Consider the following 25,563-nt stretch of genomic DNA (forward strand, 5'->3'; position numbering starts at 1 on the left):
AACCGCAGTAAATAAACCTGCTAAAATTAAAAGCAGTTAATAAAAAAGTAGTTAATAATAAGGAAAATCGATGCCCCTCAATGACCAATATCGGCAAGCACCGCCATCACTATTTAGTCGGTTATTAAAACTAATAGTGAGATCAATGCTTTTATTGGGGCTGTTGTTTTTATTCGATAAGCTATTACCTACTATCAGTCAACAGTCGCAGCGCTTTGTAGTAGCAAAATGGCAGCAAGTAAATCTATTGCAACAACCGCTACCAACAGACAATAGCTTACCCAGTCCGTTACCAGGTCAGCATTTGACTGATACTTGGGGCGGTGCACGTAGCGAAGGACGCCGTCACGAAGGTATAGATATCTTTACGCCACGCAATACTCCGATTAAAGCCACTACCCAAGGAGTAGTAAGCAAAGTCGGTGATGATAGATTAGGTGGAAAAGTAGTGGTTATCGTAGGGCCTGGTGGCGCGGGACATTACTATGCGCATCTAGAGGACTATGCTGATATCAGTCCCAATCAATGGATCGAGGCAGGAGATACAGTAGGTTATGTTGGCGATAGCGGCAATGCTAAAGGCACACCGCCCCACGTCCATTATGGGGTTTACATCAATGGCAGTGCGGTCAATCCTTATCCTTTGCTAATCAAAGCCAAATAACGCTACAAGCTAATTATCAACCGAAGTTCGAACTTGGGACATCGGAAACTTAGCACTAAAAGTAGAGCCCACATCTTGTTTAGATTTAATATGCAGGCTAGTATTATGTTGGTACAGGACGTGCTTAACAATCGCAAGCCCCAACCCTGTGCCGCCAGTAGCACGACTGCGACTGCTATCAACACGATAAAAGCGCTCTGTCAAACGGGCGATATGAGTATCGGCAATACCAATACCATCATCAGTGACTGCAAAGCAACAGCCGTCACAGGTTTTGGTCCAACTTATCTCTATATTGCCCCCTTTTGGGGTATATTTAATAGCATTGATAACTAGATTAGATAAGGCACTATTTAGATACATCTCCGAGCCATATAAGCCATCATAAGTGTCTATGTGCAAATGAATAGTATGACCGTATTCTTGGTTATAAGCCTGCGCATCATCATAAACTTGGGTAAGCAGCTTAGTCATATCGATGTATTCAAGCTGATGAGTCTCTTCAATTTCAATTTTAGACAACAGTAATAAATCATTAATGATTCTATTCATTCGAGTGGTTTGCTGAGTCATCAACTCAAAACCGCGCCGCCACTGCGGAGTCATGTCTTCTTGCTCAGAAAAGTTTTCTAGATAACCCATCAGCACGGTCAAAGGTGTACGCAGTTCATGAGAGACATTACCGACAAAATCGCGGCGCATTTGTTCTAGATGATGCAAGCGAGTTTCATCGTAGATAATTAACAGCTTGTTATCGCCAAAACGGGTGATTTCACATCTAAGATAACGCTTAGGATCTCGCCATGATGCCATGTGCACACCATGATTAGAGGTCTCCCCACTTATAGATATGGCTTGATAGTAATCTCGAAACTCAGGCCCCTTGATAAAATCAAAAATACAGTTACCTTTATCACCAGCTTGCAATAGCAATAGCGTTTGCGCTGCCTGATTCCACCATTCCAAGCCATCATTATGATCAAGTAATACTACGGCATCTTGTAATGCTCGCAACGAGCTTCTTATTTTTTCGAGCTGACCTATCGCCTGTTGCTGGTCAATTTGATTTTGCTCATGTTGTTGCTCATTTTCAGTGACAGGCGTTGTGGTTATAGCGGGTATCATAGGTTTGTCCATCATTTTATAAGCAGCTGCATTACCGTTATTTTTATAGTAAATCTAGTCTGCCTGCAATAAGCTAGAGAATCGATAGCCAGTACCGCGAACCGTCTGAATCAATCTGTCACAGTCATACGGCTGTAGAAGCTTACGCAAACGGCGAATATGCACATCGATAGTACGATCTTCAATATAAACATTACCACCCCAAACTTGATCTAACAGTTGAGTACGAGTATATGCACGCTCAGGATGAGTCATAAAAAATGCTAGTAGCCGATATTCTGTTGGGCCAATATCAATAACCTTACCCTCAGTCGTTAGACGCTGGCTTTTAGTATCAAGGCTGAGCTTACCAATGTCGATAGGTTTATCAGCACTCAAGCTACTACTACGACGTAGTACGGCTTTGATTCTCGATACCAGTTCGCGGGTTGAGAATGGTTTAGTAATATAGTCATCAGCACCAGCATCTAAGCCATGGACTTTATTGTTTTCCTCGCCTCTGGCAGTCAGCATAATCACCGGAATCTCCGCATACATTTGATCTTTTTTGAGCATGCGACAAAAATCAATACCGTTTTTATCACCAGGTAACATCCAGTCTAGCAAAATCAATGCTGGACGGTGATCGACGACTTGTTGGTGCGCCTCTGAGATATTAGCGGCTTGCAAGCAATCGAACCCAGCCATCTCTAGCGTCATTACGATCATCTCACTAATCGCTGGCTCATCTTCAACGATCAAAATCCGCTCATTTTGCATACTATGACCTTATATTGGTAACAGTTTCAATAGTGATAGTAGCTTAACTTACTATGGGCTAAGTCTGTATCAGCTATTGGTTGATTAGTTTTTATTAGTTTTTATTGGTTTTTTATTAGCCTACTATTAAAGCCTTTAATTATGACTACTTGATGACAAGCACTGCTATTAAGATATGGCGCAAGTTATCAATATAGAGCTTATTGAAGCGATAACTTTAGCTTTATTAAACCTCAAGTAAGAAGCTCAAAGGCCCATCGTTGATACTTTCAACCTGCATATTTGCGCCGAATTCACCGCTAGCAACGATCGAATATTGACTCTGCGCATAGGCTATCATCTCTGCGAACAACACTTGCGCTGCATCAGGAGACATTGCCGGACCAAAGTCAGGCCGACGCCCATTATTAGTATTGGCCATTAAGGTAAATTGCGAGACTAATAATAAGCCACCACCAACTTGTTGTAGATTTTGGTCCAATTTACCTAGCTTAGTGGGGTCTATAGTATTGTCAAAAATACGATAAGTCAGGATTTTATCGACTAAGCGCTGCATGCTTTGTTTATCATCGTCGTGACCAAGACCGATATAAGCCAAGATTCCCTGCTCGATAGCGCCTATGCTGTGTCCATCAACTCTGACATTAGCATGCTTAACACGCTGAATAAGTGCTTTCATTAAATTTTTCCTTAACCAATTATAAGCATATCAATGCCCCTCACCATGATAAAATACGCCACAATATTATTATATTTTACTATTGTTTACTAAAGCGCTTAACAACACCCTCTTTATCAAATACTTTATTCAAAAAATCATCTTGGTAGCCTGTTATGACTCTATTTACTACTATTCAACAGTTTGTTCCGCAGCAGAAGCTCAGTCGCGTTGCTGGTCGCTTAGCCGCTAGTCGTCATCCGCTAGTTAAGCGGGCTTTTATTCGCAGCTTTGCAAAAGTTTATGGCGTCAGCTTAAAAGAGTATGAGCGCCAAAGCTTTAACGCCTACGAGAGCTTTAATGATTTTTTTACTCGTGAGCTCAAAGACGATGCCCGTACTATCGATGCGACTGTCAATGGTATCGTTAGTCCTGCTGACGGCGTTATATCGCAGTTGGGACAGATAGAAGATAGCAAATTATTGCAAGCTAAAGGCAGCTATTACGATATCGGCCAATTGCTAGCTAATAAAGACGACGGTGATTATTTTGCTGAGGGGAGCTTTGCTACGGTTTATCTAGCTCCTAGCAACTATCATCGGGTACATATGCCGTTTGCTGGTACTCTAACCACCACTCGCTACGTACCTGGAACTTTATTTTCGGTCAATAATAGCACAGCCGCTAACATGCCGGATCTGTTTGCACGTAATGAGCGTTTGGTTTGCATCTTCGATACTGAGTATGGCAAAGCTGCGGTAGTGATGGTTGGAGCCATGATCGTCGCTGGTATCGAAACCGTAGCAACTGGTCGCATCACCCGTAGCAAAGATATCCAACTACAGCAGCATGATATGCCGTTAGCCAAAGGTGCTGAGCTTGGGCGTTTTTACTTAGGCTCAACCGCTATCGTTATTCTGCCAAAAGCCGCTAAAGCGGATTGGCAACAGGGCATGAGTGCTAATACTACAGTTGAAATGGGACAGCTATTAGGCTTAGCAAACGCTGAATAAGACTTTGCTAGTAAAGCGCATAGCATGATGTAAACGGTTGCTGATACTATCTCATAAAAACAGCCGCTAGCGTTAATTCGTTAGCGGCTGCTTTTTAATAGCACTAAGAGATAAATATTAATGCGGCAATACTGAGGGTATTAATAACGGAAATGGCCTTTGATTGGATAAGTAAAAAGGATGTTTTCCTCTTGAGTACCACGACCGATGTTATGGATAATTAGCGGCGTACCGTCAGCAGCTAGCTTGTCTGAAACTATGCCGATATGTGGCAGATTACTAGTAGGTAGTCGCCAAGAAACAATATCACCCGCTAAAAACCCTGCCTTATCGGTTACTGATAACGGCTGTCCATGACGAGTAAAATACGTCTCTAAATTAGGCACACGGCGATGGTCAATATTTTTATCAGTTGATTTTAGACCCCAAGTGTTAGGATAAGCAGAAAAATTCGCTTTCATATCGACGTTAACAAGCTGTTGCAGATCAATATTTTGCAGACGGTAAGCTCGTACTACCACATCAGTACAGACCCCAGTATCTTGTGCTACATCGCCACGTGGGAAATCAAGCTTGCGATAAGTCGGGTCGTAACTGACAGTGACACCGATTTGCTTCTTGGCATCTGCTGCCAGCTTGTTACCGCTACTGACAGAGCTAGCAGCAGAGACTGGCGCGGTTATAGCAACTGATAATATCAGTATCAAGAAACTATTTAGACCATACTGCTTTACTCTACCGATTGGCTCTACCTTATCGATTAAAAATCAACTTATTATTAAGTAAGCCTATTATTTGATTAAATTACTAATAGTTTTGAATGCTGGGTCAGCACTACTACGGCACAGCTCAAACAGCACGGTTTCTACAGTAGTAATAACCCCACCAGCACGGCGAATACGGCGAATGGCTTGCTTTTTGTCATAGGGAAAACGTGAGCCTACAGCATCGCCAATAATCACCGGTTGCATGCCGTTATCGAGTAGATCAAGAGCCGTTTGCAGCACACAAACATGAGTCTCAACGCCCATTAATAACACGATGCTACGATTTTGCTGCGCCAAATGATTCCATGAATCATCGTTGTCACAAGCACTAAAAGTAAGTTTTTCAAAGCCTTTTTTATTATTCTCGTTCAGCAGCTCTTTTATCTCAGGCAAAGTCTCGCCTAAACCTTTTTTATATTGCTCATTGAGCATAATAGGAATATCAAGTGCTTGTAGACCTTGAATTAAAGTAGAGATTTTTTTGACGATATTTTCATGGTCATTGATATGTGGGGTTAGGCGTTCCTGTACGTCAATAATCATCGCTTGCGTGTTCTCACGGGCAATGCGGTAAGTACGATCCGTTATCATAGTAGCCATAGTACACTCCTTGTAGATCTGCGGCAGGGGGCAACAGATTCCGTTATTTTTATAAGATAATATATTTTTATAAGATAATGCACTTTTATAAAACTATAGTAATTATTGCCATTATAGTTATAAAAGTCTTTCTTATTTAGTCATATTTTGTTGAGGTCGTCAATGAGGATAATCTCTAGTAACAACTTATCATCTATTACTGGGTTATAACTATTTTTTACCTATACTTTCCATTGATGAATTGGGTAAGCATTTTTGACCATAATAGCGGCGCTACTTGCTGCAACTTTGAATGAGCTAATCGATATCAGCTTTTTTCCCTCAAGCCCCTTTAATGCACTACAGACAAAAAAACGCCTCCAACATTAAGTTAGAGGCGCTCTTTTTACAAGATATTAGCGTAAATTAGTAAATAAATATCAGCTTAATTGAACCATACTAATATTTAGACGTTCGATATTAATTAAACCCGCTCAATAATAGTAGCGATGCCTTGACCAAGACCGATACACATAGTCGCTAGACCGATTTCAGTATCCATCTGCTCCATAGCATTTAGCAGAGTCACGGTGATACGTGCGCCTGAACAGCCGAGTGGATGACCTAAAGCAATCGCTCCACCATTGATGTTGATGATGTCTTGCTTGTCGGTCAAACCCATAGATTTGATAACCGCTAAGCTCTGCGCTGCAAAAGCTTCGTTTAGCTCAATGGTTTGGATATCGTCAAGGCTTAAGCCCGCACGTTTTAAGGCTTTTTGGGTCGCTGGTACTGGACCATAACCCATAATAGCGGCATCACAACCAGCGATAGCCATACTACGAATACGAGCACGGGGCTTCAGACCTAAATCTTTGGCTTTTTGTGCGCTCATAACCAACATAGCGGAGGCCCCATCTGATAGTGCTGATGAAGTCGCTGCGGTTACTGTACCCCCTTTAGGATCAAAGGCTGGACGTAGCTTTTGCATTTGCTCCATCGTCGCATCGGGACGAATCACTTCATCTACAGTACAAAGTTGCAGGCGACCTGCTTCGTCATGACCTTCGATACCGATGATTTCATTTTTGAAACGACCTTCAGTCGTCGCTTCCCACGCACGGCGATGTGACTCTAGACCGAAAGCGTCTTGCTCTTCACGAGTAATACCGTTCATGCGGCCCAGCATTTCAGCGGTCAAACCCATCATGTTAGAGGCCTTGGCATAGTGCTTCGAGGCCGCTGGGTTTAAATCAACGCCATGCATCATGCCTACGTGACCCATGTGCTCAACACCACCGATAATAAAAGTGTCGCCTTGATTGGTCATGATTTGCGCAGCCGCAGTATGCAATGCTTGCATAGAAGAGCCACAAAGACGGTTAACGGTTTGGCCGCCAGTAGTCTTTGGAATATCAGCCAATAGACCGATATTGCGACCGATATTCAGCCCTTGCTCTAAGGTTTGATTGACACAACCCCAGATAATATCTTCAATATCATTAGGATCGAATTGGTTACGCAGAACTAAAGCGCGAACTAGCTCCGCTGATAAGCTATCGGCACGCACGTGACGGAACATACCATTTTTCGTTTTACCCATTGCTGAGCGTACGCCATCTACGATGACCACATCATTTGGACTTAAAGTTGTCATACTATCTTCCTTTTAAATTTTTATTGTCAGTAACGGTTGCGCTGTAGATGAACTTTCACTGCTAATAACTTAATAATAGCTTGATAGCAGGTTAATAATTATCAACAAAACTGCGTTCAACCAGCGCTTTGGTTACTTATCCTAATAGTGTGTGCTCATTATGCAGTAGCGTAAAAGGTCTCGCCTGCTGCTGCCATATCACGAATCTTTTGTGGGGCTTCATAAGCTTTGCCAAGGTATGCGTATTTTTCACACAATGCCAAGTAGTTATCTAGGCCCATCTGGTCGATATAACGACAAGGTCCACCACGGAACGGTGGGAAACCAACGCCCATAATCATTGCCATATCGGCCTCGCTTGGCGTGCTGACGATGTTATCTTCTAAGCAACGTACCGTCTCATTGCAAAAAGCCAGCATAGTACGATCAATAATCGCTTGATCATCAAAAGTTTGCTTTTCGCTATCAGTAGTCGCTTTTAACAGCTCATAAGTAGCTTCATCGGCAGTCTTTTGAGGCTTGCCACGTTTGTCCATGGCGTACTTGTAGAAGCCAACACCGTTCTTCTGACCTAAGCGCTTATTATCATAAAGATGCTCAATTGCGCCTTTATAATCAGCCTTCATACGATCAGGATAGCCTTCTGCCATCACTTCTGCGCCATGAACACCTGTATCCAAACCGACCACATCGATTAAGTATGCAGGACCCATAGGCCAGCCGAATTTTTCCATAACTTTATCGACATTGACGAAATCAGCGCCTTGCTTAAGCAATAAATCAAATGCTCCGAAGTATGGGAACAGTACACGGTTAACTAAGAAACCTGGGCAATCATTAACGACAACGGGTACTTTGCCCATCTTACTAGCTAGTGCCACTGTAGTAGCGATCGCTTGCTCTGATGATTTCTTGCCACGGATAACTTCGACCAAAGGCATACGATGTACTGGGTTAAAGAAATGCATACCAACGAAGTTCTCTGGACGTGCCAGCGCTTCTGCTAAAAAGGTAATAGAAATTGTTGAAGTGTTTGACGCTAGGATACAGTCGTCTTTTACTAAGCCTTCGACCTCTTTTAGTACCGCACGCTTGACGTTTGGATTTTCTACTACGGCTTCGATAACGATATCAGTCTCAGCAAAATCACCATAGTTAAGCGTTGGACGGATACGGCTCAAAGTTGTGCCCATTTCAGTAGCCGTCATTTTGCCACGGTCAACCATCTTACCTAGTAGCTTACTTGCTTCACCCATACCCAAATCTAGCTGCTCAGATTTGATATCTTTCATGATAATAGGCAAGCCTTTGCTAGCCGCTTGATAGGCAATACCGCCACCCATAATGCCTGCGCCTAACACGGCTGCTTCATCAATCTCATGCGCTTGCTTGCTGTGTTGCTTAGCCAGCTTTTTGACCAGTTGATCGCTTAAGAACAGACCTACTAAGCTCTCAGCTTGCGGGGTCTTAGCAGCTTTAGCAAAACCTGCTGCTTCTACTGCAATAGCTTCATCACGCGATAAGTTAACGTGCTTCTCAATAGCTTCAATTGCTAATGCTGGTGCTGGATACTGCTTAGGATTGGCTTTGGCAAAGATCATGGCTTTAGCACTGCTAAACGCCATCGCTTGCTCGAGGGCATTGAGCTTAACTGGATTTAGCTTTTCATAGCGACGTGCTTGCCAATCAAGCTCACCTGAGATACATTTTTTCACTAAATCAATAGCAGCATCTTGTAAGTCATCAGCCGCTACAGTCGCATCAACTAAGCCTAATTTTAGCGCGTCTAGGGCTTTTTTAGGGGTTCCAGTAGCGATCAATTCAAGTGCGTTATCAATACCGATGATACGCGTACTACGTACAGTACCTCCGAAGCCTGGGAAGATGCCCAGTTGCGTTTCAGGCAAACCAATAATGGCTTTTTCGCTCATGACCCGATATTCACAAACTAGCGTCATCTCACAGCCACCACCAAGTGCGGCACCATTGATGGCCGCTACTTTTGGGAATGGTAAATCTTCAAAGCGATTAAAATCCTTATTAATACTAATAACCCAGTCTTTAATACTTTCTTCTGATTGCTTAAATGATGCCACAAACTCAGTAATATCTGCGCCAGCGATAAACACGCCTTTACCTGAAGTTACGATTAATCCCTTAATATCACTGGCTTTTTCTAAAGCAGTTACTGCTTCACCAAATTGCTTATTGGTTTCAGCATCAAATTTATTTACGCTCTCATTTTCGGCGTTGTAATGCATGTTGGCGATGCCGTCATCTAGCATGCTTACCGTGATGCGATTTCCTTGGTATACCATTTGAAACTCCTTGCCATGTATTAAAAAGCTATTGGTTAAACAGCTATGTTTTATAGAGCCACCTAATAAAATCTGGCTGTTAGTTAACAAGCAACAGCACAGTATTATTGGTAGTCTGAGTAATAGCATTGCTTACCTACAAGCTTGGTAACTTGCAGGAATAGGCAATGCTGATATCTTTATTACTTAGCGTCTATTGATATTGCGCTTCGTTGTTGGCTAAAACTATTAACTGATCTTCTATATTTAAATATCTTTCGTTTAAATTTTTCTGGTTTAAATCATCAGTTAGATCATGGGACTTTTTTAACGTTAATTAGTGTAGGGGATTATGCCCCTCACTGTCACAAGCTAAAACCATACTCGCAAGTCATTATTAAGTCGCTGCTAAGTCGAGAGCGACCCGTTAGTTTAGTAATCCCACCTTTCAATAGCAGTCGGCATCGACGGACTATTGTCAGTGAATCTTGCCCAAATAAACTGCTTCTACTACCCTATAACAACACATTCGTCAGACAAGTTAAATCGTCCAAACGTAACTAACCCTAGCAAAAAATTCTTCTTAGCCTAGCCATAAGATAGCCAAAGGGAATAGAGGTTTATGAAGCCATCGATAAAGGTGTGAATGAAAGCTATATAAGGGCTGCTGGCTAACATGCTACACTAAGGTTATTTTTATTCTTCACCTTTTTATGAGTTGGATTATGACTGCCCCTATTGCTCCACGTTTCATCCCCTTCGTCTCTTTTAAGCAGCTGCACAGCTCGCTGCGTAGCCAGTTAGCGCAAGATATTGGGTCGCTATTTAACTACGCCCAATTACCAAGTCCCCTCAATGAGGCCTGTCGCTACGTGATGACTGGCCAAGGTAAGTTAGTAAGACCATTATTGGTAGCTAGTAGTTTTGCTGCTATTGATGCGCTTAATAACCTTAACACTAGTAATAACAGTGACATCAATCAAGCTATCTTTGCTGACTCGTTAGTGACTAACCAGCAGTTTTTTGATCCTATTTTAGACTCGGTTTTAGACCCTTCTTTGGAGCCGCTACTGACTAGTGAAGTACATTATGATATGTGTCGGCGTGCGGCGTTGGCCGTAGAGCTGCTGCATACTTACTCTTTAGTACACGATGATTTACCTTGTATGGATGATGATGCTCTACGTCGCGGACAGCCTACTTGTCATATTGTATTTAATGAGGCAAGCGCACTATTAGCCGGGGATGTCCTGCAAACCTTGGCTTTTGAAGTGTTGACGGCTGAGATGCCGACTTTTGCCCCTTTTGATGCCAACATAGCTAGTGCCTTATTGGCGATATTTGCTCCTCGTGCACGGCGCATGGTGTCAGGGCAAATGCTTGATCTTAATGCAGAGGCCAGCGCTACTGTCTCGCAACAGCAATTAGAAGCTATCCATCGTGATAAGACTGGCGCTTTGATTGAGGCGGCTATGCTGATGGGCGCTGTCTGTGCTGGAGCTACTGCACCGCAGCGTATGGCGCTAGAAGAGTGCGCTCAACACATTGGGTTGGCCTTTCAAGTACAAGACGATATCTTAGACGTAACTACTAGCACTGATACTCTGGGTAAGCCTGCTGGCAGCGATGAGAAGTTAGACAAATCGACTTACGTCAAACTAATGGGCGTCGAGGCTGCCAAACGTTATGCGCAGTCATTATTTGACCAAGGTCGCGCCGCTATAATACGTGAGCTCAGCCCTGATATGGATTCTGATTCTGGCATTGATGATAATGGACTTCTTGAGCTTATCGAATGGCTATGGAAGCGTAATAAGTAAATAGGCACCTTATTCAAGCTACTAAATACTGCTATTTAAATATAGGGTTCTTTAGATTCACCAGAACTAATCACTGTGTTCAATTTCCTCCACTAAATAATTGAACAAAAATAGGCTGATTGATGGCTTTGCTACCTTTATGCTCATGCTAAACTGCTACCTATCAATAACTATGGATGGTGGTTTTATATGGATAATAATAAGCTTCACAAACTTAATGAGTCTACCTTCAATGACAGCTCATCTGTTGATTCCCTTCAGCATCAGCATAATGATCATGCCGAGCACACCCCAGATACGGCTTCATTGGCAGCGGATAGTTTCGCTGGTAAGGCCAAAGGCAAGGCCGGTTTTGGACGTATCGTCAAAGCTGCGGGCTACTCTGCCGATGGCTTTATGGCCGCTTATAAGAACGAAGCGGCTTTTCGCCAAGCCTTTTGGCTCAATCTAGTATTGCTCATCGTCATTATCTTTATTCCTTTGGCTATCAGTATGAAGATGATACTGTTAATCGCCTCTTTTTTATCTATTATCGTTGAATTGTTTAATACGGGGTTAGAGGCCAGTATTGACCATACTTCTACTCAGCAACATCCGTTAGCTAAGATTGGCAAAGATGTTGGCTCTGCCGCGCAATTCCTAGCGTTAACGCTACTATTCATCCTATGGATGATGGCATTGTCTACCTTACTATTCTAACTTTGGTATTTTTAATGATAAGCGAGTAATTTATGGTCAACACTGCAGCGACCCTGAATCCTTTAGCGCCTACGTCCAGTATCGAAGCGGCTAATAACCATACGCCGACTGTCTATCTTGGCACGGGCGGTTATAGCGATACTGATCTGTTAGGCACTCTTTATCCTACAGGTACTAAAAAAACGGACTTCCTGCGTGAATACGCCAAGCAGTATGGCGCAGTAGAGATCAACAGTACGTTTTATGCCCCTATTGGCCAAAAGGCTTTTGCTGGCATGGTCAATAAGGCTTATGTGCAAACCGACAGTGAGCTGAGGTTCGCTATTAAGCTGCACCAAGATTTTACTCATGCTAGAAAAGGCTCTGCCGAACACGCACAAGCTTTTATCAACGCCCTCAGCCCCTTAGTAGAGGCAAATTGTCTAGCACCACTATTGCTACAGTTTCCCCATGGCTTTGATCGTACTCGTGACCATCGGCTGTATTTAGCTAAGCTAGTCAGCTGGTTTCAGGACTATCCTTTAGCAGTAGAATTCCGTCATGCCAGCTGGCATACCCCGCAAGTCATTGATAGCTTTACAGAGCAAGGTATTATCTGGTGCAGTGTCGACTATCCAGATATCAAAGGTCTCCCGCCCTCACAACTGATATTTACCCAGCGCACTGGCTACCTGCGTATGCATGGTAATAATCTAAACTGGTGGGATGCGATGAGTGCCAGCGACCGTCATGACTATCGCTATAGCGAGAGTGAGATGCAGGATTGGGCGCAAACGATTGCCAATCAGCGTCAGCATTTTGATACGCTTTATATCTTCTTTCAAAACACCGTCAATGCGCATGCTTATTATAATATTGCGATGTTGCGAGAGGCGTTGGGCGGGTTTGGGTTTGTAGTGCTATAGCTGAGTTGATGAAACTGTAATCGCTGGGTGTTGCCCTGCGCATCGTCTTGTAAACAACAATGGATAGCGATACCATATTTTTTATTTTTGTATCAATAATTAAAGATAACTGAAATAGTGACTAATTATGAAAAACTTGGAAGAAAAGTCTAAGGAAATTGAATTTGCCCTAAAAGAGTTTGCAAGTTCTATTAATTCTATAACTAATTCTACTGGTGATATGAGCTCTCTTGTTGAAGCTACCTCAAAGCTAGAGTTAAAAAACATTGATCATTACGAGCGCTTAATTCGTGATGAGTTTGTCAACTATTCAAATTTATTTATGCAATCTAAATGGAAGTTTTGGGTAAGACCTATTAAAGAGCTAACTTGGTTAGATGTAATCAGTTCTGATGGTTATAAGCGCGAAGAAGGTTTATACGCATTATCAGGAGCCGCCCCAAACGCTTTTTTCCTCACTTTAGTTATTCGTAGGTTAAATGACTGGGTGCCGCAAGTTCGTGAAGCTGCAAAAGAAGTCATTCCTTCGATTATTGAAAAATCTAAGCCTGAAGATGTTATTGAGGCACTAACTGCAGTTTTTTTAAACTGGGATTCATGGGGTAAAATTGCAAAAGCTGATAGACAGATGCTTTTACATATTAGTAGTACTAAAAGTTTAGCCGTAGGTTTTAAATCTAAATTAATCTCGTCTATATCAGGACCAATGCCATCGTTGTTCTCTCAACTTGGTCGTACACCTATACTTGATGAATGTCTCAACGAAATAGCTAATAATGCTATGCAGCCTCATATGAGAGCCAAAGCTTTTCGTAGTTTATTTGAAAAACGCATTTTCTGGATTGTAGGTCAAGAATGGAAATGGACTGATAAAGTTTATAATAAAGGAAAACTAATACCAGTTATAGCTGAGAGAAAAATCAGTGTAAAGATACCTTTTAGTGATTTACTAAACAGGTCAGCTTTTGATCGTTCTTCTATTGTAAGACAAGTTTCAGCTGAGTTTCTCATTAGAGATATTGATAGCTTGGGTAATCAAACTCGAACTATTGCGGAAAAATTTGCAGCTGATAAGTCAAATACTGTATCAGAAAGAGGACGCTTTATATTGAAAAAGCTTGATGAGATGGCTTTAAATAATAATTAGTCATTTTATGATAAAGGCTAGCTAAACCAAAAAAGTAAATTAATAAGATTTAAAAGATCGACTTATATGTACGGTCAAAATACCGTTAATGCGCATGCTTTTTATAATATTGCGATGTTGCGAGAGGCTTTGGGCTGGTTTGGGTTTGAGGTGTTGTAATGTCGATAAACTTAGCGAACTTGTTTAGTTTTTTTCGGTCTCATAAAAAACTAAAACATGAGAAAGCAAAAGCTATTCAGCTTTTACAAACGATGCAATGGTCAAAATTATCTTGGAATGAAAGCTGGGAAGAGATCATTGAATTGGATAGTCTATTGCCTAGAATAGGTCAGAAGTATCTTGTGAAGCTTGAAGAAAATGAAGACTTTTCTCAAGATGGACAAGCCTTAATATTATGGCAACCGCCTCATTCCGATCTCAATGGCTGGTGCGACAAGCGTCCTTCTGAAATTTTGAAGTCCTATGTCATACAAGGTACTTTATCCGATCGTCAATCAGATTATGAAACCCGTGAAATAACTTTCAACTTTGAAGTCAGTAAATGTTCAAAGCTAGTTGATTACTTTTCTAAAGCACCTGTAAATAGAAAATCTCCTTTATCCTCGATCGGTCAGGGCAATGGTTCTTCAAGAATTCAATGGCAAAATGCCGTAAGTCTTCAGAAATATCCTTTAGGAAAGCTTTTATATCTTAGCGGAATGGAGTGTGAAACTGCTCTAGAGCTCATTCTTTCATACGAAGAGAATAGAATCTGTATATATTATTCTGCAACACTACATTATCCTGCGCATTACGAAACTGTTATTACTAAATATTATTTAAATAGAGAAGAGCAGAAAATAATTGAGATTATAATTGATAAAGCTATTGAAGTAATTGATACCTCAGACGAATTTCTTACTGATAAGCAGATTCTTGGTGCTGAATACTGGTAATTTCTTTTAATAAAATTTAAACCAAAAAAAAGGACATTAATAAGATTCAAAAGATCGACTTATATGTACGGTCAAAATACATTCAGTTGTAGGCTGAGCTTTTAGCGCAGTATCGTTATTTGTAGCTTTATAAATTAATGATAAGGTATATGCTTCATAGTGAAAGTTTTTCAAGATAAAGCGTTGCTTCGCTAATAACCGTAGAGTGCGTTCCACGCACCAACAATGTTTAAAATATCTATTTATATGCAAATTTAAAATATTTTAAACTCTATGAAAAGCAATTTAAGCAATTGTTTTTTATCAACAGTGCGTGGAATGCACGCTATTTACCTTTTAAACATAACCATTATCGTCTATATTCAAAATTCTGCGTAGCGTGGGTATTAACCCACGAAAATAGCGCTAAATCACTACTAGCATCTAGCATAAAAGCCACTAAATAGCTTTTAGTTTAAAAACAGTAGCAGCTTTAGCACGAAAGCTAGGACTTTTTTTGTCAGCCTCTATCATATGCGCAGTAATATCATGAGCATCTAAGTCGGCTTGCGTAGCCCACTTTTCGATTAATACAAATTGGTTTGGCTTGTCCACATCTTGATTAAGCTCATATTGCAAACAGCCTTTTTCAGCTAATACTAAAGGCTGTAGTTTTTTAAAAGCTTGAATTTGTTGGTCAGCAAAGCCTACTTTAGTTTCGATAAGTATTACTAAAGATAGCGCTGCGCAGCGATCGTTTGACATAATATCTTCCTATAAAAGCAATTGGAAATACAGTAATTGGTAGCAAACCCTATTTTTATTCTACTGGTAATGCCAGTAAATATCAGCAAAAACAGCATATAACTATTATTCGCTGAAAATTTAAGCCAAAAAAAGGACACCCGAAGGCATCCTTTTTTATTGATCAAATACTTAAGTATTAAAGATTACTCTTCAACGCCAGCATCTTGACCTTTATATTTAGCATTTGCGTAGTCCCAGTTCACTAGTTTGTCTAGGAACGTATCGACATAATCAGGACGACGGTTGCGATAATCGATATAGTAAGCATGTTCCCATACATCACAAGTTAATACAGCGACTTGGTCATGTGCTAATGGGGTATCAGCGTTAGCTGTTTTAGCGATTGATAGTTTGCCACCGACTTTATCAGCAACTAACCATGCCCAACCTGAACCGAACTGAGTCATAGCTGCGTTTTTGAACTCTTCACGGAACTTGTCATAGCTACCGAAGTCTTCTTCGATTTTGCCTTTTAGATCACCAGTAGGTTCGCCGCCACCATTATCAGGCGTCATGCAGTTCCAATAAAAAGTATGGTTCCATACTTGCGCTGCTTGGTTAAACATACCTTGTTTGCTGTCATCTTTAGCGGTTGCTACGATGATTTCTGACAAAGTTTTGTCTTCTAGACCAGAACCTGGTAGCAATTCGTTCAACTTAGTCACATAGGCATTGTGATGCTTATCATGATGGTATTCTAGGGTCTCGGCACTGATATGTGGCTCTAGCGCGTCTTTTGCATATGGTAATTCTGGTAAAGTAATAGTCGTCATAGTTATTTTATCCTTGCTGTTTTAGCCTAGTATAGTATAGGGATTATAAAGTAACTTCTATAAAATGTTAGGCTAAGTTGGCTGAGTTTATTATTAGTGAATAAATATAGTGCTGAATATAATAGCGTACTTGCTGTAAAGTTAAAAGGCAACCTAAAGGCAACTTACTGGTTATTGTTACGCTGATTATTAATAATTTCTCTCAATAATCAGTAACAACAAGCATAAATTGCAGATTGTTAACTTAAAGTTTACAAGCTATAAGCTATAATTCACTGTAGCTTGCTATACAGTATAACAATAACACCGCTAACTATCCGTTACCGAATGTTATAGTTTTTATATACTATATAGCAGTTATATCATACCCAAACTCACACTAAAAGTATTAGATTTTAAATCACGGACTTATCTTTATGCCAATTAATCAACATCAGCCTATAACTACCGACATATTTCAACAGGATTGGGTACTTGCCAGTAATAACAAAGGCAAGCTTAGCGAGTTTAAGCGACTGTTCGCTGAAGCTAACCTAAACGTCACTATCATTCCGCAAGGCGAGCTGAACATAGAGGATGCTATTGAAGATGGCTTAAGCTTTATCGAAAACGCCATAATCAAAGCCCGACACGCCAGCCGCATCAGTGGTCTACCGGCTATCGCCGATGACTCTGGGTTATGCGTGCCAGTACTTGGTAATGCACCCGGCATCTACTCTGCTCGTTATGCTGGAGAGCACGGTGATGATGCCAAGAATAATGCTAAGCTCATTGCCGACTTGCAGTCTGTACGCGCTCAAAGTCCTACTACTGCGATTAAAGGTTTATTCGTCTGCGTACTAGCAATGGTGCGTCATGCCGATGATCCGCTACCGATTATCGCTCAGGGTTTATGGCAAGGTGAAATCTTGGACAAAGCACATGGCGACGGTGGTTTTGGTTATGACCCACTATTTTGGTTACCTGATATGCAAGCGACAGCGGCCAGTCTCAGTGCTAGTGACAAAAACAAGATTAGTCATCGCGGACAAGCTATTCGCCAATTATTACAACAATTATAGCGCTACTGCTAACTATATAGCCGATAAAAGTGGTCGCTGTAAAACAGATAATTTTTACTTTAATTAGTAGATAGATTATACTAATCTACTTTTATAATTTTATTACCAGCTGTCTTTGCTTATTTAAACTAAAAATAAGTAGACTTAAGGCGTTTTGGTAAGGTATTACTGATACTTAATAGTCGGTCTTTATAGTGCCTTTGGCGATTGCTGATTGCATTATATTTTTTTCGGCTATTACTATCCCCTATTCATTCCAAAGGCAATTGGCTCATAAGTAAACTTGTGCGCTATAAAATGCGATTGCCTGATATTTCAATCCTAAAGGTGTAATTAACATGGCTACAGATCTACAAGTCACAACCAACAAGCTTTCTAACAAAGAAACTCAGCTGACTGTAAAAGTACCAGTTGAAAAAATCCAAAACAAAGTCGAAGGTCGCATTCGTCAAGTGGCTAAAACTGCCAAAATTGATGGCTTTCGTAAAGGTAACGTTCCTATGTCGCATATCCGCAGCCAATACGGTGCCGGTATTCAGCAAGAAGTTATCAATGACGTGATCCGTGATACTGTTTTTGAGGCTATCAAATCTGAAGACATCCGCGCTGTTGGCATGCCTAATATCGATGATGTTAAACTTGAAGACGATTTCTTGGTTTATCAAGCTACTGTTGAAATCTTCCCAGAAATTGACGTTCAAGGTATCAATGAGATCGAAGTTGAGCGTCATATGGCGAAAGTCGATGAAGCTGATGTCGATACTATGATTGAAAACCTACAAAAGCAACGTGAAGAGTTCGTAGAGAAAAAAGGTAAAGCCGATAAAGGCAATCAAGTTACTTTTGATTTTGAAGGCTCAATCGACGGTGAGAAATTTGAAGGCGGCTCTGCTGAAGACTTCAAATTGATTATTGGTAGCAACCAAATGATTCCAGGCTTCGAAGCGGGTATCAAAGGCTTGAAAGCTGGCGAAGAAAAGGTTATCGACGTAACTTTCCCAGAAGATTATCAAGCAGAAGAATTGGCGGGCAAAGAAGCTCAGTTCAAAATCAACGTAAAATTAGTTGAAAAATCTAAGTTACCTGAAATCGATGATGCCTTCCTTGAGCTATTCGGCGTTAAAGAAGGTGGCGTTGAAAAACTAAGAGAAGACGTTCGTAAGAACATGGAACGCGAAATTAAAAACGCTGCCCGCAGTCAAATTAAACAAGCTACTTTTGATGCTTTATTAGAAAAGAACGAATTTGACGTTCCTAACGCTATGCTAGAGCAAGAAATTGATCGTCAGCGCAGCATGATGATGCAACGTTTCGCTCAGCAGTTCGGTTCTAATGCTGATAGCTTTGATAAAGACATGTTGCCAAACGAGCTGTTTGAAGAACAAGCGCTACGTGCTGCCCGTCTAGGTATCATCGTTGCTCGCGTTATCGATACTAAAGGCTTAGAAGTGGATCAAGAACGTGTTGAGAAATTTATCAAAGAAGCCTCAGAAAACTACGAAGATCCAGCAGAAGTTATCGAATACTACACTAATGATAAGCAACAACGCGCTAACATTGAGTCAGTAGTATTAGAAGATCAAGTAGTTGATTACCTTATTGAACAAGGTAAAGTAACTGACAAAGAAGTTAGCTATCAAGATTTGTTGGCTACTCAGCAACAACAACAGCAAGCGATGTAATTTGCTTGCTTAGCAAACTAATAAGCTAGGGTTTTGATAGATTTTATCGAAACTTGTTTATTGATAGTGAGATAAATAATGCCTCAACAAATCTTGTTGGGGCATTTTTATTAGCGCTTTATATCCTCAGCCCTTGATAAATGACTACAGACGCCTTATTAATAGGGAATAATTCATCATTTGTTACCGTAAATATTCACTATTAGCTGCTAAAAAAAGTTACTATTACGGCACTTATTTTCTTAATAATACTTATTATTAATAGCTGGTTTTTAATAAAATCCGTTTTTTATATTATATATTTCAATAGGATCTTTCCATGACTGATTATGATCGCATTACTAGCAATCCCCATTTCGATATGCTTATGAGCGCGCACAACGCCCAAGGTATGCATAACACTCAGAGTGCACTAGTGCCGATGGTCGTTGAGCAATCAGCGCGTGGCGAACGTTCGTTCGATATTTTTTCACGCTTATTGCGTGAGCGGGTTATCTTCTTAACTGGTCAAGTTGAAGATCATATGGCTAATCTTATCGTGGCCCAGCTTTTATTCTTAGAAGCTGAAAACCCTGATAAAGATATTCATCTGTATATCAACTCACCAGGTGGTTCAGTTAGTGCTGGCCTAGCTATTTTTGATACCATGAACTTTATCAAACCTGACGTATCGACTATCTGTATGGGCGGTGCTTACAGCATGGGTTCTTTTCTTTTGGCAGCCGGAGAACGAGGCAAACGTTATGCCTTGGCTAACGCCCGCGTCATGATTCACCAGCCTTCTGGTGGTGCTCAAGGTCAAGCATCAGATATCGAAATTAATGCTCGTGAAATTCTAAAAACTCGTGCTCGCTTAAATGAGATTTTGGCTGAGCGTACTGGTCAACCAGTAGAAAAAATTGAGAAAGACGTTGAGCGTGACTATTGGTTGGATGCTAAAGAAGCCAAAGAATATGGCTTAGTAGATGAAGTACTAGAGCGTCGCCCTACTGAACTTAAAATATAAAATAAACCCAAGCGCATTATGCTACTAGTGCATTATGCTACTACTATAGTGCGTTTTAGTTTTGAGTGTCCCCATTAGACTATATAAGCTTTAACTGGTAAATTTTGAATTGTCAGTTTTGAGTTGTCAGTTTTGAAACATAAGCCAAGTTTAAAAATTAGGAGTGCCTGTACATGGCAGAAGATAAAACCCCGCATTGCTCGTTCTGCGGAAAAGCCAAGAAAGAAGTCAAACAATTAATCGCGGCTGACGATGCTAATATTTGTAACGAATGTATCGAGCTATGTACCGATCTCATCGCTGATAGCTCACCTGATGAGGACGATGATAATGATAGCGACCTTGATACTTCGTGGGTCAATAAAAAGCTACCGACCCCTAAAGAGTTACGAGCCAAGCTTGATGAATATGTTATCGGTCAAGACGCAGCCAAAAAAGCGCTAGCAGTAGCGGTTTATAACCATTATAAGCGCCTAAAAGTTAGTCAGACCTTAGCTCGTGATAGCAAAAAATCTAAGATTGGCGCTGATGTAGCGATGGTTGAATTGTCTAAGAGTAATATCTTGCTGATTGGGCCTACTGGTTCAGGTAAGACGCTATTAGCCCAAACTTTAGCGCGTCTATTAGATGTGCCTTTTGCTATGGCCGATGCTACCACTTTGACCGAAGCTGGTTATGTCGGTGAAGATGTAGAAAACATCGTCCAAAAGTTGCTACAAGCTGCTGATTATGATGTTGGTAAAGCTGAACAAGGCATTATTTATATCGATGAGATCGATAAAATCAGTAAAAAAGGTGAGAACCTTTCTATTACTCGTGATGTGTCAGGTGAAGGCGTACAACAAGCTTTGCTTAAACTAATCGAAGGGACAGTCGCTGCTATTCCACCTCACGGTGGTCGCAAGCACCCTCAGCAAGAGCTAATCCAAGTTGATACTAGCAATATTCTAATCATCGTTGGGGGCGCTTTTGCAGGCCTAGATAAAGTTATTCAGCAGCGTACTGAAAAAACAGGTATTGGCTTTAACGCTGACGTCAGCTCAAAAGATAACAGCAAGAGTAGCTCAGATCTATTACAAAAAGTTGAGCCGGAGGATTTGATCAAATTTGGTCTAATTCCAGAGCTAATTGGGCGCTTGCCAGTACTTGCGGCCCTACAAGAGTTGGATGAGGAAGCTTTAGTGCAGATATTGACTAAGCCTAAGAATGCGCTAGTCAAACAGTATGAATATCTATTCGATATGGAAGGTGCGAAAATCACCTTTACTGATGCCGCCCTTGACGCTATCGCCAAAAAGGCTATGGAGCGTAAAACAGGTGCGCGTGGCTTGCGCTCTATCGTGGAAAATGTGCTGTTAGAAACTATGTATGAGCTGCCATCGATGACAGATGTTAAGACCGTTACTGTCGATGAGGAAGTTATTACGGAAGGTAAACTACCTAAGATAGCTTAGGGGTTTATCTTAGGCGATTTTACAGGAACGACTGTAGAAAAGCTTAGAGAAACGGTTATGAAAAGAGCGTCTAGCACTAATAGTGTTTAGACGCTTTTTTTATGTCTGCTGATTTATCTGCCCACTAACCACTAAGTGCCAGCAGGCTTATCTTTTTAGATAGTAATTGAAGATTCAGCTATTGATTGATTTTAATATTAAGAAGTTTATCTAATAATACTTTTATCAGATTTTATCTTTTGTTGTTTGCTATAATAATGTTACTACTAACTTACAGAATATTAAGTTCTCTCTGTTTACTCTCTTACAACCTTGTCGCATTACCCATTATAAGCGCTGAACGTTCGTATCTTATATATGCGTTTAATGGATTTATGACTTTTAACTACTTTAATATTGTGCAGGTCAAGTGCCTGAGTCCATAGTAGATCGCATCTAATCATTACTTGTGCGATGCAAAAACTTAAGAACAGTACGGGCACTATACGACCTAAAATAGCACATAATTTTATATGTACATATTATTTTTTATAATAAGGATATGCCAATGAAGACTTTTTCACCAGCCCAATCCTCTTTTCTTATGGCAACTATTTTTGCTATTAGTGCCATCGGTGTCACTAGTTGCAGTAATAATGAGCAGGACACCAAAGCCGTTGATCGTGTCGACGAGGCCGCAGCGATAGCTCGGGTGCAAGGACTAGAAGCTCGCGCTGCTCAGTTAAAGAATGACATGCCTGCAATCACAGACATAAGCGATATCACCAATACTGATCAAGCCACTGACGCTGCTAAGCCTGCCATTACCATGCCGGATTTAGAAACTATCCCTGATGATGAGTATGGAGCAGCCGTACGCCGTGGACTACAGATTGTTAATCATACTTATAAAGAGCTGCCTGATAACGTCGGTAATCAGCTCAACTGTACTAGCTGTCACTTAGGTAATGGCTCAGAGGCTTATGCTGCGCCTTGGAATAATATTACTAGTATTTATCCTCTTTATCGCAGTCGCGCTGGTCGTATCAACGTTATACAGGAGCGTATTAACGGCTGTTTTGAGCGCTCAATGAACGGTAAGGCGCTTGAGCTAGGTTCAGATGATATGAATGCTGTGGTTTCTTATATGAGCTGGCTGTCGAAAGATATGCCCTTCGGTGTCTCTCCTGAAGGTCGTGGCTTTGTAAAAATAGACAAGAGCTTAGAGGCCGATACCGCTAATGGTGAAAAGCTATTTGCAGAGAAATGTAGTGTTTGTCACGGTGCTAATGGTGAAGGCCAATATAACGATGATGGCACTTATACTTTCCCAGCAGTTGCTGGCGACAAATCCTTTAACGATGGCGCTGGCATGGCTCGTACTTATACGGCAGCCGCCTTTATTAAAGGTAAAATGCCCTTTGGTCAGGGTAACTCTCTAAGCGATCAAGAAGCTGTCGATATCGCTGGCTACTTTACTCACTTGCCGCGTCCAGTAAAAGCCAATAAAGACAAAGATTGGCCGAACGGTGATGCACCAAAAGATGTTCGTCGCTAAGCGTGAATTTTAAGGGTAGGGTCTTTGTTAAAGACTTATTAAGGTCTGCTTAGCCTCCTATGCCCAGCAAATTTTAGTAGTAAAAAAGCCCAGCTAATTTTAGTTAGTTGGGCTTTTCGTTGTGGAGAAATTGACTAGCGACTAGTAGTAAAAGCAAAGTACAAAACCATAGCAGAAAATCCTTATGGTAACTTCATATCACCAGCGACGAGCCAACCCATACGGCGCATCAAATGCGCTACTAGCCCAGCAATGATGGCCGGTAATATGAACATTAATAGGATAATCGCCGTCCATAACTCAGTAACACTCATCAACGGCTGTGAGGCCTCAATCACTCCAAACACTCCCACTAAGCCAGCCGTGCCCATACCAGCGCCAGTAGCAGTACAAGCCAATTGGAAACCGACGGTAGCTATAGGCCCGACAATAGCACTAGCTACTACTGCTGGTAATAAAATCACCGGTTTCTTAAACACATTAGGTATCTGCAACATACTAGTACCTATGCCTTGCGAGATAACCCCACTAAAGCCATTATCTTTATAACTAGCTACCGCAAAGCCAATCATGTGCGCGGCACAACCGACTACTGCTGCCCCGCCCGCTAAGCCCCCAAGACCTATAGAGATACAGATAGCTGCGCTAGACGTTGGTAGCGTTAGCAAAATCCCAACCACTACGGCGATGACTATGCCCATCAGTAACGGTTGTAGCTCAGTAGCGGCTTGAATACCTACGCCTATAGCATTGACCGCCGCAACTACTGGAGGATTGAGTAGCGCGCATACTGCCCAAGCACTAGCACAGACCACTAAGGGCACTAGCAAGATATCGAGCTTAGTCTTACCGGCTACCCAACTGCCAGCACGATAGGCAAATACTGAAGCCAAATAAGCGCCGATAGGATTACCCGGCAACGCCAAAAAAGTCGCTGGACCAGCAGCTTGCGGCATAAACAAAGTCCCTGCCATCAGCGCTTCAGAGTGCGCGCCTAGCATGCCCGCTACCAAACAGCTAAGCATCACTAAAGTAGGGGCCTTTAGATAATAAGCTATTCCAACCCCGATACCTGCTCCCATCAATACGGAAGCCAGCTTACCGATAGCCACCAACACCGGCAATTGCAACCATCCGCCTATTTGCGAAATAATCAGCCCTGCAATTAAGGTTACAAACAGCCCTAAAGCCATACCAGTAAAAGCATCAATAAAGTACTTCTGAAAAAATACTTTCACCACGCTTGGTGGTATTGCTATAGGAGTGCTAGCAGTCATATGGGGTCCTTGAGTTATTTATCTAAGAGGTAAGCAAAACGGCTAAGCAAAAAGGCTAATCCAAAACAATATTATCCATAAAACACCCCTAAAAAAAGCGTCATTTTGACGCTTTTTTTATAATAACTTATGATAAAAATTAAGCTTAGCGACGCTGCTCAACGATAATAGAGTCGATGCCGTTATTCTGTAGACGCTGCTGAGCATTAGTAACCACTTGACGACTATTCATAGGCCGCGAGATTACTTGATAGATAGGCGAGCCACTACTAGTAGTATTTTTCACTACTCGGGCATCGATGCCAGCCATTAGTACCTGAGCGCGGCGACGATCAGCCTCATCGGCATTACCAAAGCTATTTATTTGCAGAATATAAGTGCTGGCAGCTACAGGTTTTGGAGCTGGAGCGGTGTTGGCCTTATTTACTGCTCCACTGCCAGTGCTGGGTGTACTACCATCATAGGTAGTATTCTCCTCTATAATGACAATATCATTTTCATTGCTACTATTAGCATTATTCGAGGGACTTTTATTACTATCGTTAGTAGTATTTTCGCTAACCCCAAAGTTACCTGCATCATTATTACTGTTGGCAGTATTATTATCAGGTTGAGTGATAACTACGTCAGGCTCAAAGGCTGCGATATTGCCAGATTGAGAACCCTCAGGCTCGCCAAGCGCTTCATCAGGTATAGTGGCCATTTCTTGATTGGGCAAAATGTCATAGAATTCGTAATCGCTGTTATCAGTATCAGTACCCACACGCTGCTGTACTTGGCGATCAGGATCAGCTTCTGGAGCGCCTGAAGGATTGAAGTCAAACAAAGGTGATAAGTATAAAAACACCCCAATCATTAGGGTCAACAAGGCACCAACAAACATCCATACTAAGCCTGATACGCTACTGGATTTGCGCTTTTCAGTGGCGCCTTTAGGTTTTTTGGCTAACATGGATAGCATT

Annotated in this window: 23 protein-coding genes; 12 read left to right on the forward strand and 11 right to left on the reverse strand. The window is 41.4% G+C overall.

Going from position 1 to position 25,563, the window contains the following annotated elements:
• The first annotated feature begins 70 nt into the window (after positions 1 to 70).
• Complete coding sequence (locus KZA12_RS12835; RefSeq protein WP_256932970.1) at positions 71 to 664, forward strand: M23 family metallopeptidase; 594 nt, start codon at positions 71 to 73, stop codon at positions 662 to 664.
• A 9-nt stretch (positions 665 to 673) separates the two neighbouring features.
• Here KZA12_RS12835 and phoR read toward each other — a convergent pair whose 3' ends face one another.
• The 3 genes from phoR to dtd form a co-directional block, all read right to left on the reverse strand.
• Positions 674 to 1,789, reverse strand: coding sequence for a phosphate regulon sensor histidine kinase PhoR (phoR, locus tag KZA12_RS12840; RefSeq protein ID WP_218690491.1), 1,116 nt, complete (start codon positions 1,787 to 1,789; stop codon positions 674 to 676).
• 54 nt (positions 1,790 to 1,843) lie between these two features.
• On the reverse strand, positions 1,844 to 2,548 hold the full coding sequence (phoB, locus tag KZA12_RS12845) for a phosphate regulon transcriptional regulator PhoB (protein ID WP_201624338.1): 705 nt from the start codon (positions 2,546 to 2,548) through the stop codon (positions 1,844 to 1,846).
• Between the two features lie 226 nt (positions 2,549 to 2,774).
• On the reverse strand, positions 2,775 to 3,227 hold the full coding sequence (dtd, locus tag KZA12_RS12850; protein ID WP_218690492.1) for a D-aminoacyl-tRNA deacylase: 453 nt from the start codon (positions 3,225 to 3,227) through the stop codon (positions 2,775 to 2,777).
• Between the two features lie 155 nt (positions 3,228 to 3,382).
• Here dtd and asd point away from each other — a divergent pair, with 155 nt between their 5' ends.
• Entirely contained in the window at positions 3,383 to 4,219 is an 837-nt protein-coding gene (asd, locus tag KZA12_RS12855) for an archaetidylserine decarboxylase (protein ID WP_218690493.1), read from the forward strand.
• A 140-nt stretch (positions 4,220 to 4,359) separates the two neighbouring features.
• On the opposite strand, the gene KZA12_RS12860 is transcribed toward asd, so the two are convergent.
• The 4 genes from KZA12_RS12860 to fadB all read right to left on the reverse strand — a co-directional run bounded on the left by KZA12_RS12860 (position 4,360) and on the right by fadB (position 9,540).
• Positions 4,360 to 4,926: a DUF1287 domain-containing protein gene (locus KZA12_RS12860; RefSeq protein ID WP_373416621.1), complete on the reverse strand. Its 567-nt coding sequence runs from the start codon at positions 4,924 to 4,926 to the stop codon at positions 4,360 to 4,362.
• An 84-nt stretch (positions 4,927 to 5,010) separates the two neighbouring features.
• The gene (locus KZA12_RS12865) at positions 5,011 to 5,586 is read right to left on the reverse strand and encodes an isochorismatase family protein (RefSeq protein ID WP_201624330.1); all 576 of its coding nucleotides are present in this window, start codon (positions 5,584 to 5,586) and stop codon (positions 5,011 to 5,013) included.
• Between the two features lie 463 nt (positions 5,587 to 6,049).
• A complete protein-coding gene (fadA, locus tag KZA12_RS12870) occupies positions 6,050 to 7,222 on the reverse strand; it encodes an acetyl-CoA C-acyltransferase FadA (RefSeq protein WP_201623778.1) in 1,173 nt (390 codons plus the stop codon).
• Between the two features lie 158 nt (positions 7,223 to 7,380).
• Complete coding sequence (gene fadB, locus KZA12_RS12875; protein WP_218690494.1) at positions 7,381 to 9,540, reverse strand: fatty acid oxidation complex subunit alpha FadB; 2,160 nt, start codon at positions 9,538 to 9,540, stop codon at positions 7,381 to 7,383.
• A 692-nt stretch (positions 9,541 to 10,232) separates the two neighbouring features.
• Between fadB and KZA12_RS12880 the strand changes: the two genes are divergently transcribed.
• The 5 genes from KZA12_RS12880 to KZA12_RS12905 all read left to right on the forward strand — a co-directional run bounded on the left by KZA12_RS12880 (position 10,233) and on the right by KZA12_RS12905 (position 15,025).
• Positions 10,233 to 11,339, forward strand: a complete 1,107-nt coding sequence (locus KZA12_RS12880) for a polyprenyl synthetase family protein (RefSeq protein WP_218690495.1) — start codon at positions 10,233 to 10,235, stop codon at positions 11,337 to 11,339.
• 189 nt (positions 11,340 to 11,528) lie between these two features.
• Positions 11,529 to 12,038 (forward strand): diacylglycerol kinase, encoded by a 510-nt coding sequence (locus KZA12_RS12885; protein WP_216581850.1) that lies wholly within the window; start codon positions 11,529 to 11,531, stop codon positions 12,036 to 12,038.
• Positions 12,039 to 12,070: 32 nt separating this feature from the next.
• Positions 12,071 to 12,943: a DUF72 domain-containing protein gene (locus KZA12_RS12890; protein ID WP_218690496.1), complete on the forward strand. Its 873-nt coding sequence runs from the start codon at positions 12,071 to 12,073 to the stop codon at positions 12,941 to 12,943.
• Between the two features lie 127 nt (positions 12,944 to 13,070).
• The gene (locus KZA12_RS12895; protein ID WP_218690497.1) at positions 13,071 to 14,090 is read left to right on the forward strand and encodes a hypothetical protein; all 1,020 of its coding nucleotides are present in this window, start codon (positions 13,071 to 13,073) and stop codon (positions 14,088 to 14,090) included.
• Between the two features lie 158 nt (positions 14,091 to 14,248).
• Positions 14,249 to 15,025: a hypothetical protein gene (locus KZA12_RS12905; protein ID WP_218690498.1), complete on the forward strand. Its 777-nt coding sequence runs from the start codon at positions 14,249 to 14,251 to the stop codon at positions 15,023 to 15,025.
• 438 nt (positions 15,026 to 15,463) lie between these two features.
• Here KZA12_RS12905 and KZA12_RS12910 read toward each other — a convergent pair whose 3' ends face one another.
• Both KZA12_RS12910 and KZA12_RS12915 read right to left on the reverse strand, forming a co-directional pair.
• Complete coding sequence (locus KZA12_RS12910; RefSeq protein ID WP_218690499.1) at positions 15,464 to 15,769, reverse strand: putative quinol monooxygenase; 306 nt, start codon at positions 15,767 to 15,769, stop codon at positions 15,464 to 15,466.
• A 185-nt stretch (positions 15,770 to 15,954) separates the two neighbouring features.
• A complete protein-coding gene (locus KZA12_RS12915; protein ID WP_201623786.1) occupies positions 15,955 to 16,584 on the reverse strand; it encodes a superoxide dismutase in 630 nt (209 codons plus the stop codon).
• A 416-nt stretch (positions 16,585 to 17,000) separates the two neighbouring features.
• On the opposite strand from KZA12_RS12915, the gene rdgB reads away from it, so the two are divergent.
• From rdgB to KZA12_RS12940, 5 genes are all read left to right on the forward strand, one after another.
• Complete coding sequence (gene rdgB, locus KZA12_RS12920; protein ID WP_218690500.1) at positions 17,001 to 17,645, forward strand: RdgB/HAM1 family non-canonical purine NTP pyrophosphatase; 645 nt, start codon at positions 17,001 to 17,003, stop codon at positions 17,643 to 17,645.
• Between the two features lie 338 nt (positions 17,646 to 17,983).
• Positions 17,984 to 19,327: a trigger factor gene (tig, locus tag KZA12_RS12925; protein ID WP_218690501.1), complete on the forward strand. Its 1,344-nt coding sequence runs from the start codon at positions 17,984 to 17,986 to the stop codon at positions 19,325 to 19,327.
• Between the two features lie 319 nt (positions 19,328 to 19,646).
• Positions 19,647 to 20,333: an ATP-dependent Clp endopeptidase proteolytic subunit ClpP gene (gene clpP, locus KZA12_RS12930; protein WP_373416623.1), complete on the forward strand. Its 687-nt coding sequence runs from the start codon at positions 19,647 to 19,649 to the stop codon at positions 20,331 to 20,333.
• 173 nt (positions 20,334 to 20,506) lie between these two features.
• On the forward strand, positions 20,507 to 21,787 hold the full coding sequence (clpX, locus tag KZA12_RS12935; RefSeq protein ID WP_218690502.1) for an ATP-dependent Clp protease ATP-binding subunit ClpX: 1,281 nt from the start codon (positions 20,507 to 20,509) through the stop codon (positions 21,785 to 21,787).
• Positions 21,788 to 22,334: 547 nt separating this feature from the next.
• A complete protein-coding gene (locus tag KZA12_RS12940) occupies positions 22,335 to 23,324 on the forward strand; it encodes a c-type cytochrome (RefSeq protein WP_218690503.1) in 990 nt (329 codons plus the stop codon).
• A gap of 182 nt (positions 23,325 to 23,506) precedes the next feature.
• On the opposite strand, the gene KZA12_RS12945 is transcribed toward KZA12_RS12940, so the two are convergent.
• Positions 23,507 to 24,601, reverse strand: a complete 1,095-nt coding sequence (locus KZA12_RS12945) for a PTS transporter subunit IIC (RefSeq protein ID WP_218690504.1) — start codon at positions 24,599 to 24,601, stop codon at positions 23,507 to 23,509.
• Positions 24,602 to 24,746: 145 nt separating this feature from the next.
• Positions 24,747 to 25,553, reverse strand: coding sequence for an SPOR domain-containing protein (locus KZA12_RS12950; protein ID WP_218690505.1), 807 nt, complete (start codon positions 25,551 to 25,553; stop codon positions 24,747 to 24,749).
• Between the last annotated feature and the right edge of the window lie 10 nt (positions 25,554 to 25,563).

Source organism: Psychrobacter sp. BF1 (assembly GCF_019279065.1).
Lineage (GTDB): Bacteria > Pseudomonadota > Gammaproteobacteria > Pseudomonadales > Moraxellaceae > Psychrobacter > Psychrobacter urativorans.

Bases quoted from the DNA above. Each gene is read 5' to 3' on its own strand.
- KZA12_RS12835 (WP_256932970.1), top strand. From the start codon at position 71: ATGCCCCTCAATGACCAATATCGGCAAGCACCGCCATCACTATTTAGT.
- phoR (WP_218690491.1), bottom strand. From the start codon at position 1,789: ATGATACCCGCTATAACCACAACGCCTGTCACTGAAAATGAGCAACAA.
- phoB (WP_201624338.1), bottom strand. From the start codon at position 2,548: ATGCAAAATGAGCGGATTTTGATCGTTGAAGATGAGCCAGCGATTAGT.
- dtd (WP_218690492.1), bottom strand. From the start codon at position 3,227: ATGAAAGCACTTATTCAGCGTGTTAAGCATGCTAATGTCAGAGTTGAT.
- asd (WP_218690493.1), top strand. From the start codon at position 3,383: ATGACTCTATTTACTACTATTCAACAGTTTGTTCCGCAGCAGAAGCTC.
- KZA12_RS12865 (WP_201624330.1), bottom strand. From the start codon at position 5,586: ATGGCTACTATGATAACGGATCGTACTTACCGCATTGCCCGTGAGAAC.
- fadA (WP_201623778.1), bottom strand. From the start codon at position 7,222: ATGACAACTTTAAGTCCAAATGATGTGGTCATCGTAGATGGCGTACGC.
- fadB (WP_218690494.1), bottom strand. From the start codon at position 9,540: ATGGTATACCAAGGAAATCGCATCACGGTAAGCATGCTAGATGACGGC.
- KZA12_RS12880 (WP_218690495.1), top strand. From the start codon at position 10,233: ATGAGTTGGATTATGACTGCCCCTATTGCTCCACGTTTCATCCCCTTC.
- KZA12_RS12885 (WP_216581850.1), top strand. From the start codon at position 11,529: ATGGATAATAATAAGCTTCACAAACTTAATGAGTCTACCTTCAATGAC.
- KZA12_RS12890 (WP_218690496.1), top strand. From the start codon at position 12,071: ATGGTCAACACTGCAGCGACCCTGAATCCTTTAGCGCCTACGTCCAGT.
- KZA12_RS12895 (WP_218690497.1), top strand. From the start codon at position 13,071: ATGAAAAACTTGGAAGAAAAGTCTAAGGAAATTGAATTTGCCCTAAAA.
- KZA12_RS12905 (WP_218690498.1), top strand. From the start codon at position 14,249: ATGTCGATAAACTTAGCGAACTTGTTTAGTTTTTTTCGGTCTCATAAA.
- KZA12_RS12910 (WP_218690499.1), bottom strand. From the start codon at position 15,769: ATGTCAAACGATCGCTGCGCAGCGCTATCTTTAGTAATACTTATCGAA.
- KZA12_RS12915 (WP_201623786.1), bottom strand. From the start codon at position 16,584: ATGACGACTATTACTTTACCAGAATTACCATATGCAAAAGACGCGCTA.
- rdgB (WP_218690500.1), top strand. From the start codon at position 17,001: ATGCCAATTAATCAACATCAGCCTATAACTACCGACATATTTCAACAG.
- tig (WP_218690501.1), top strand. From the start codon at position 17,984: ATGGCTACAGATCTACAAGTCACAACCAACAAGCTTTCTAACAAAGAA.
- clpP (WP_373416623.1), top strand. From the start codon at position 19,647: ATGACTGATTATGATCGCATTACTAGCAATCCCCATTTCGATATGCTT.
- clpX (WP_218690502.1), top strand. From the start codon at position 20,507: ATGGCAGAAGATAAAACCCCGCATTGCTCGTTCTGCGGAAAAGCCAAG.
- KZA12_RS12940 (WP_218690503.1), top strand. From the start codon at position 22,335: ATGAAGACTTTTTCACCAGCCCAATCCTCTTTTCTTATGGCAACTATT.
- KZA12_RS12945 (WP_218690504.1), bottom strand. From the start codon at position 24,601: ATGACTGCTAGCACTCCTATAGCAATACCACCAAGCGTGGTGAAAGTA.
- KZA12_RS12950 (WP_218690505.1), bottom strand. From the start codon at position 25,553: ATGTTAGCCAAAAAACCTAAAGGCGCCACTGAAAAGCGCAAATCCAGT.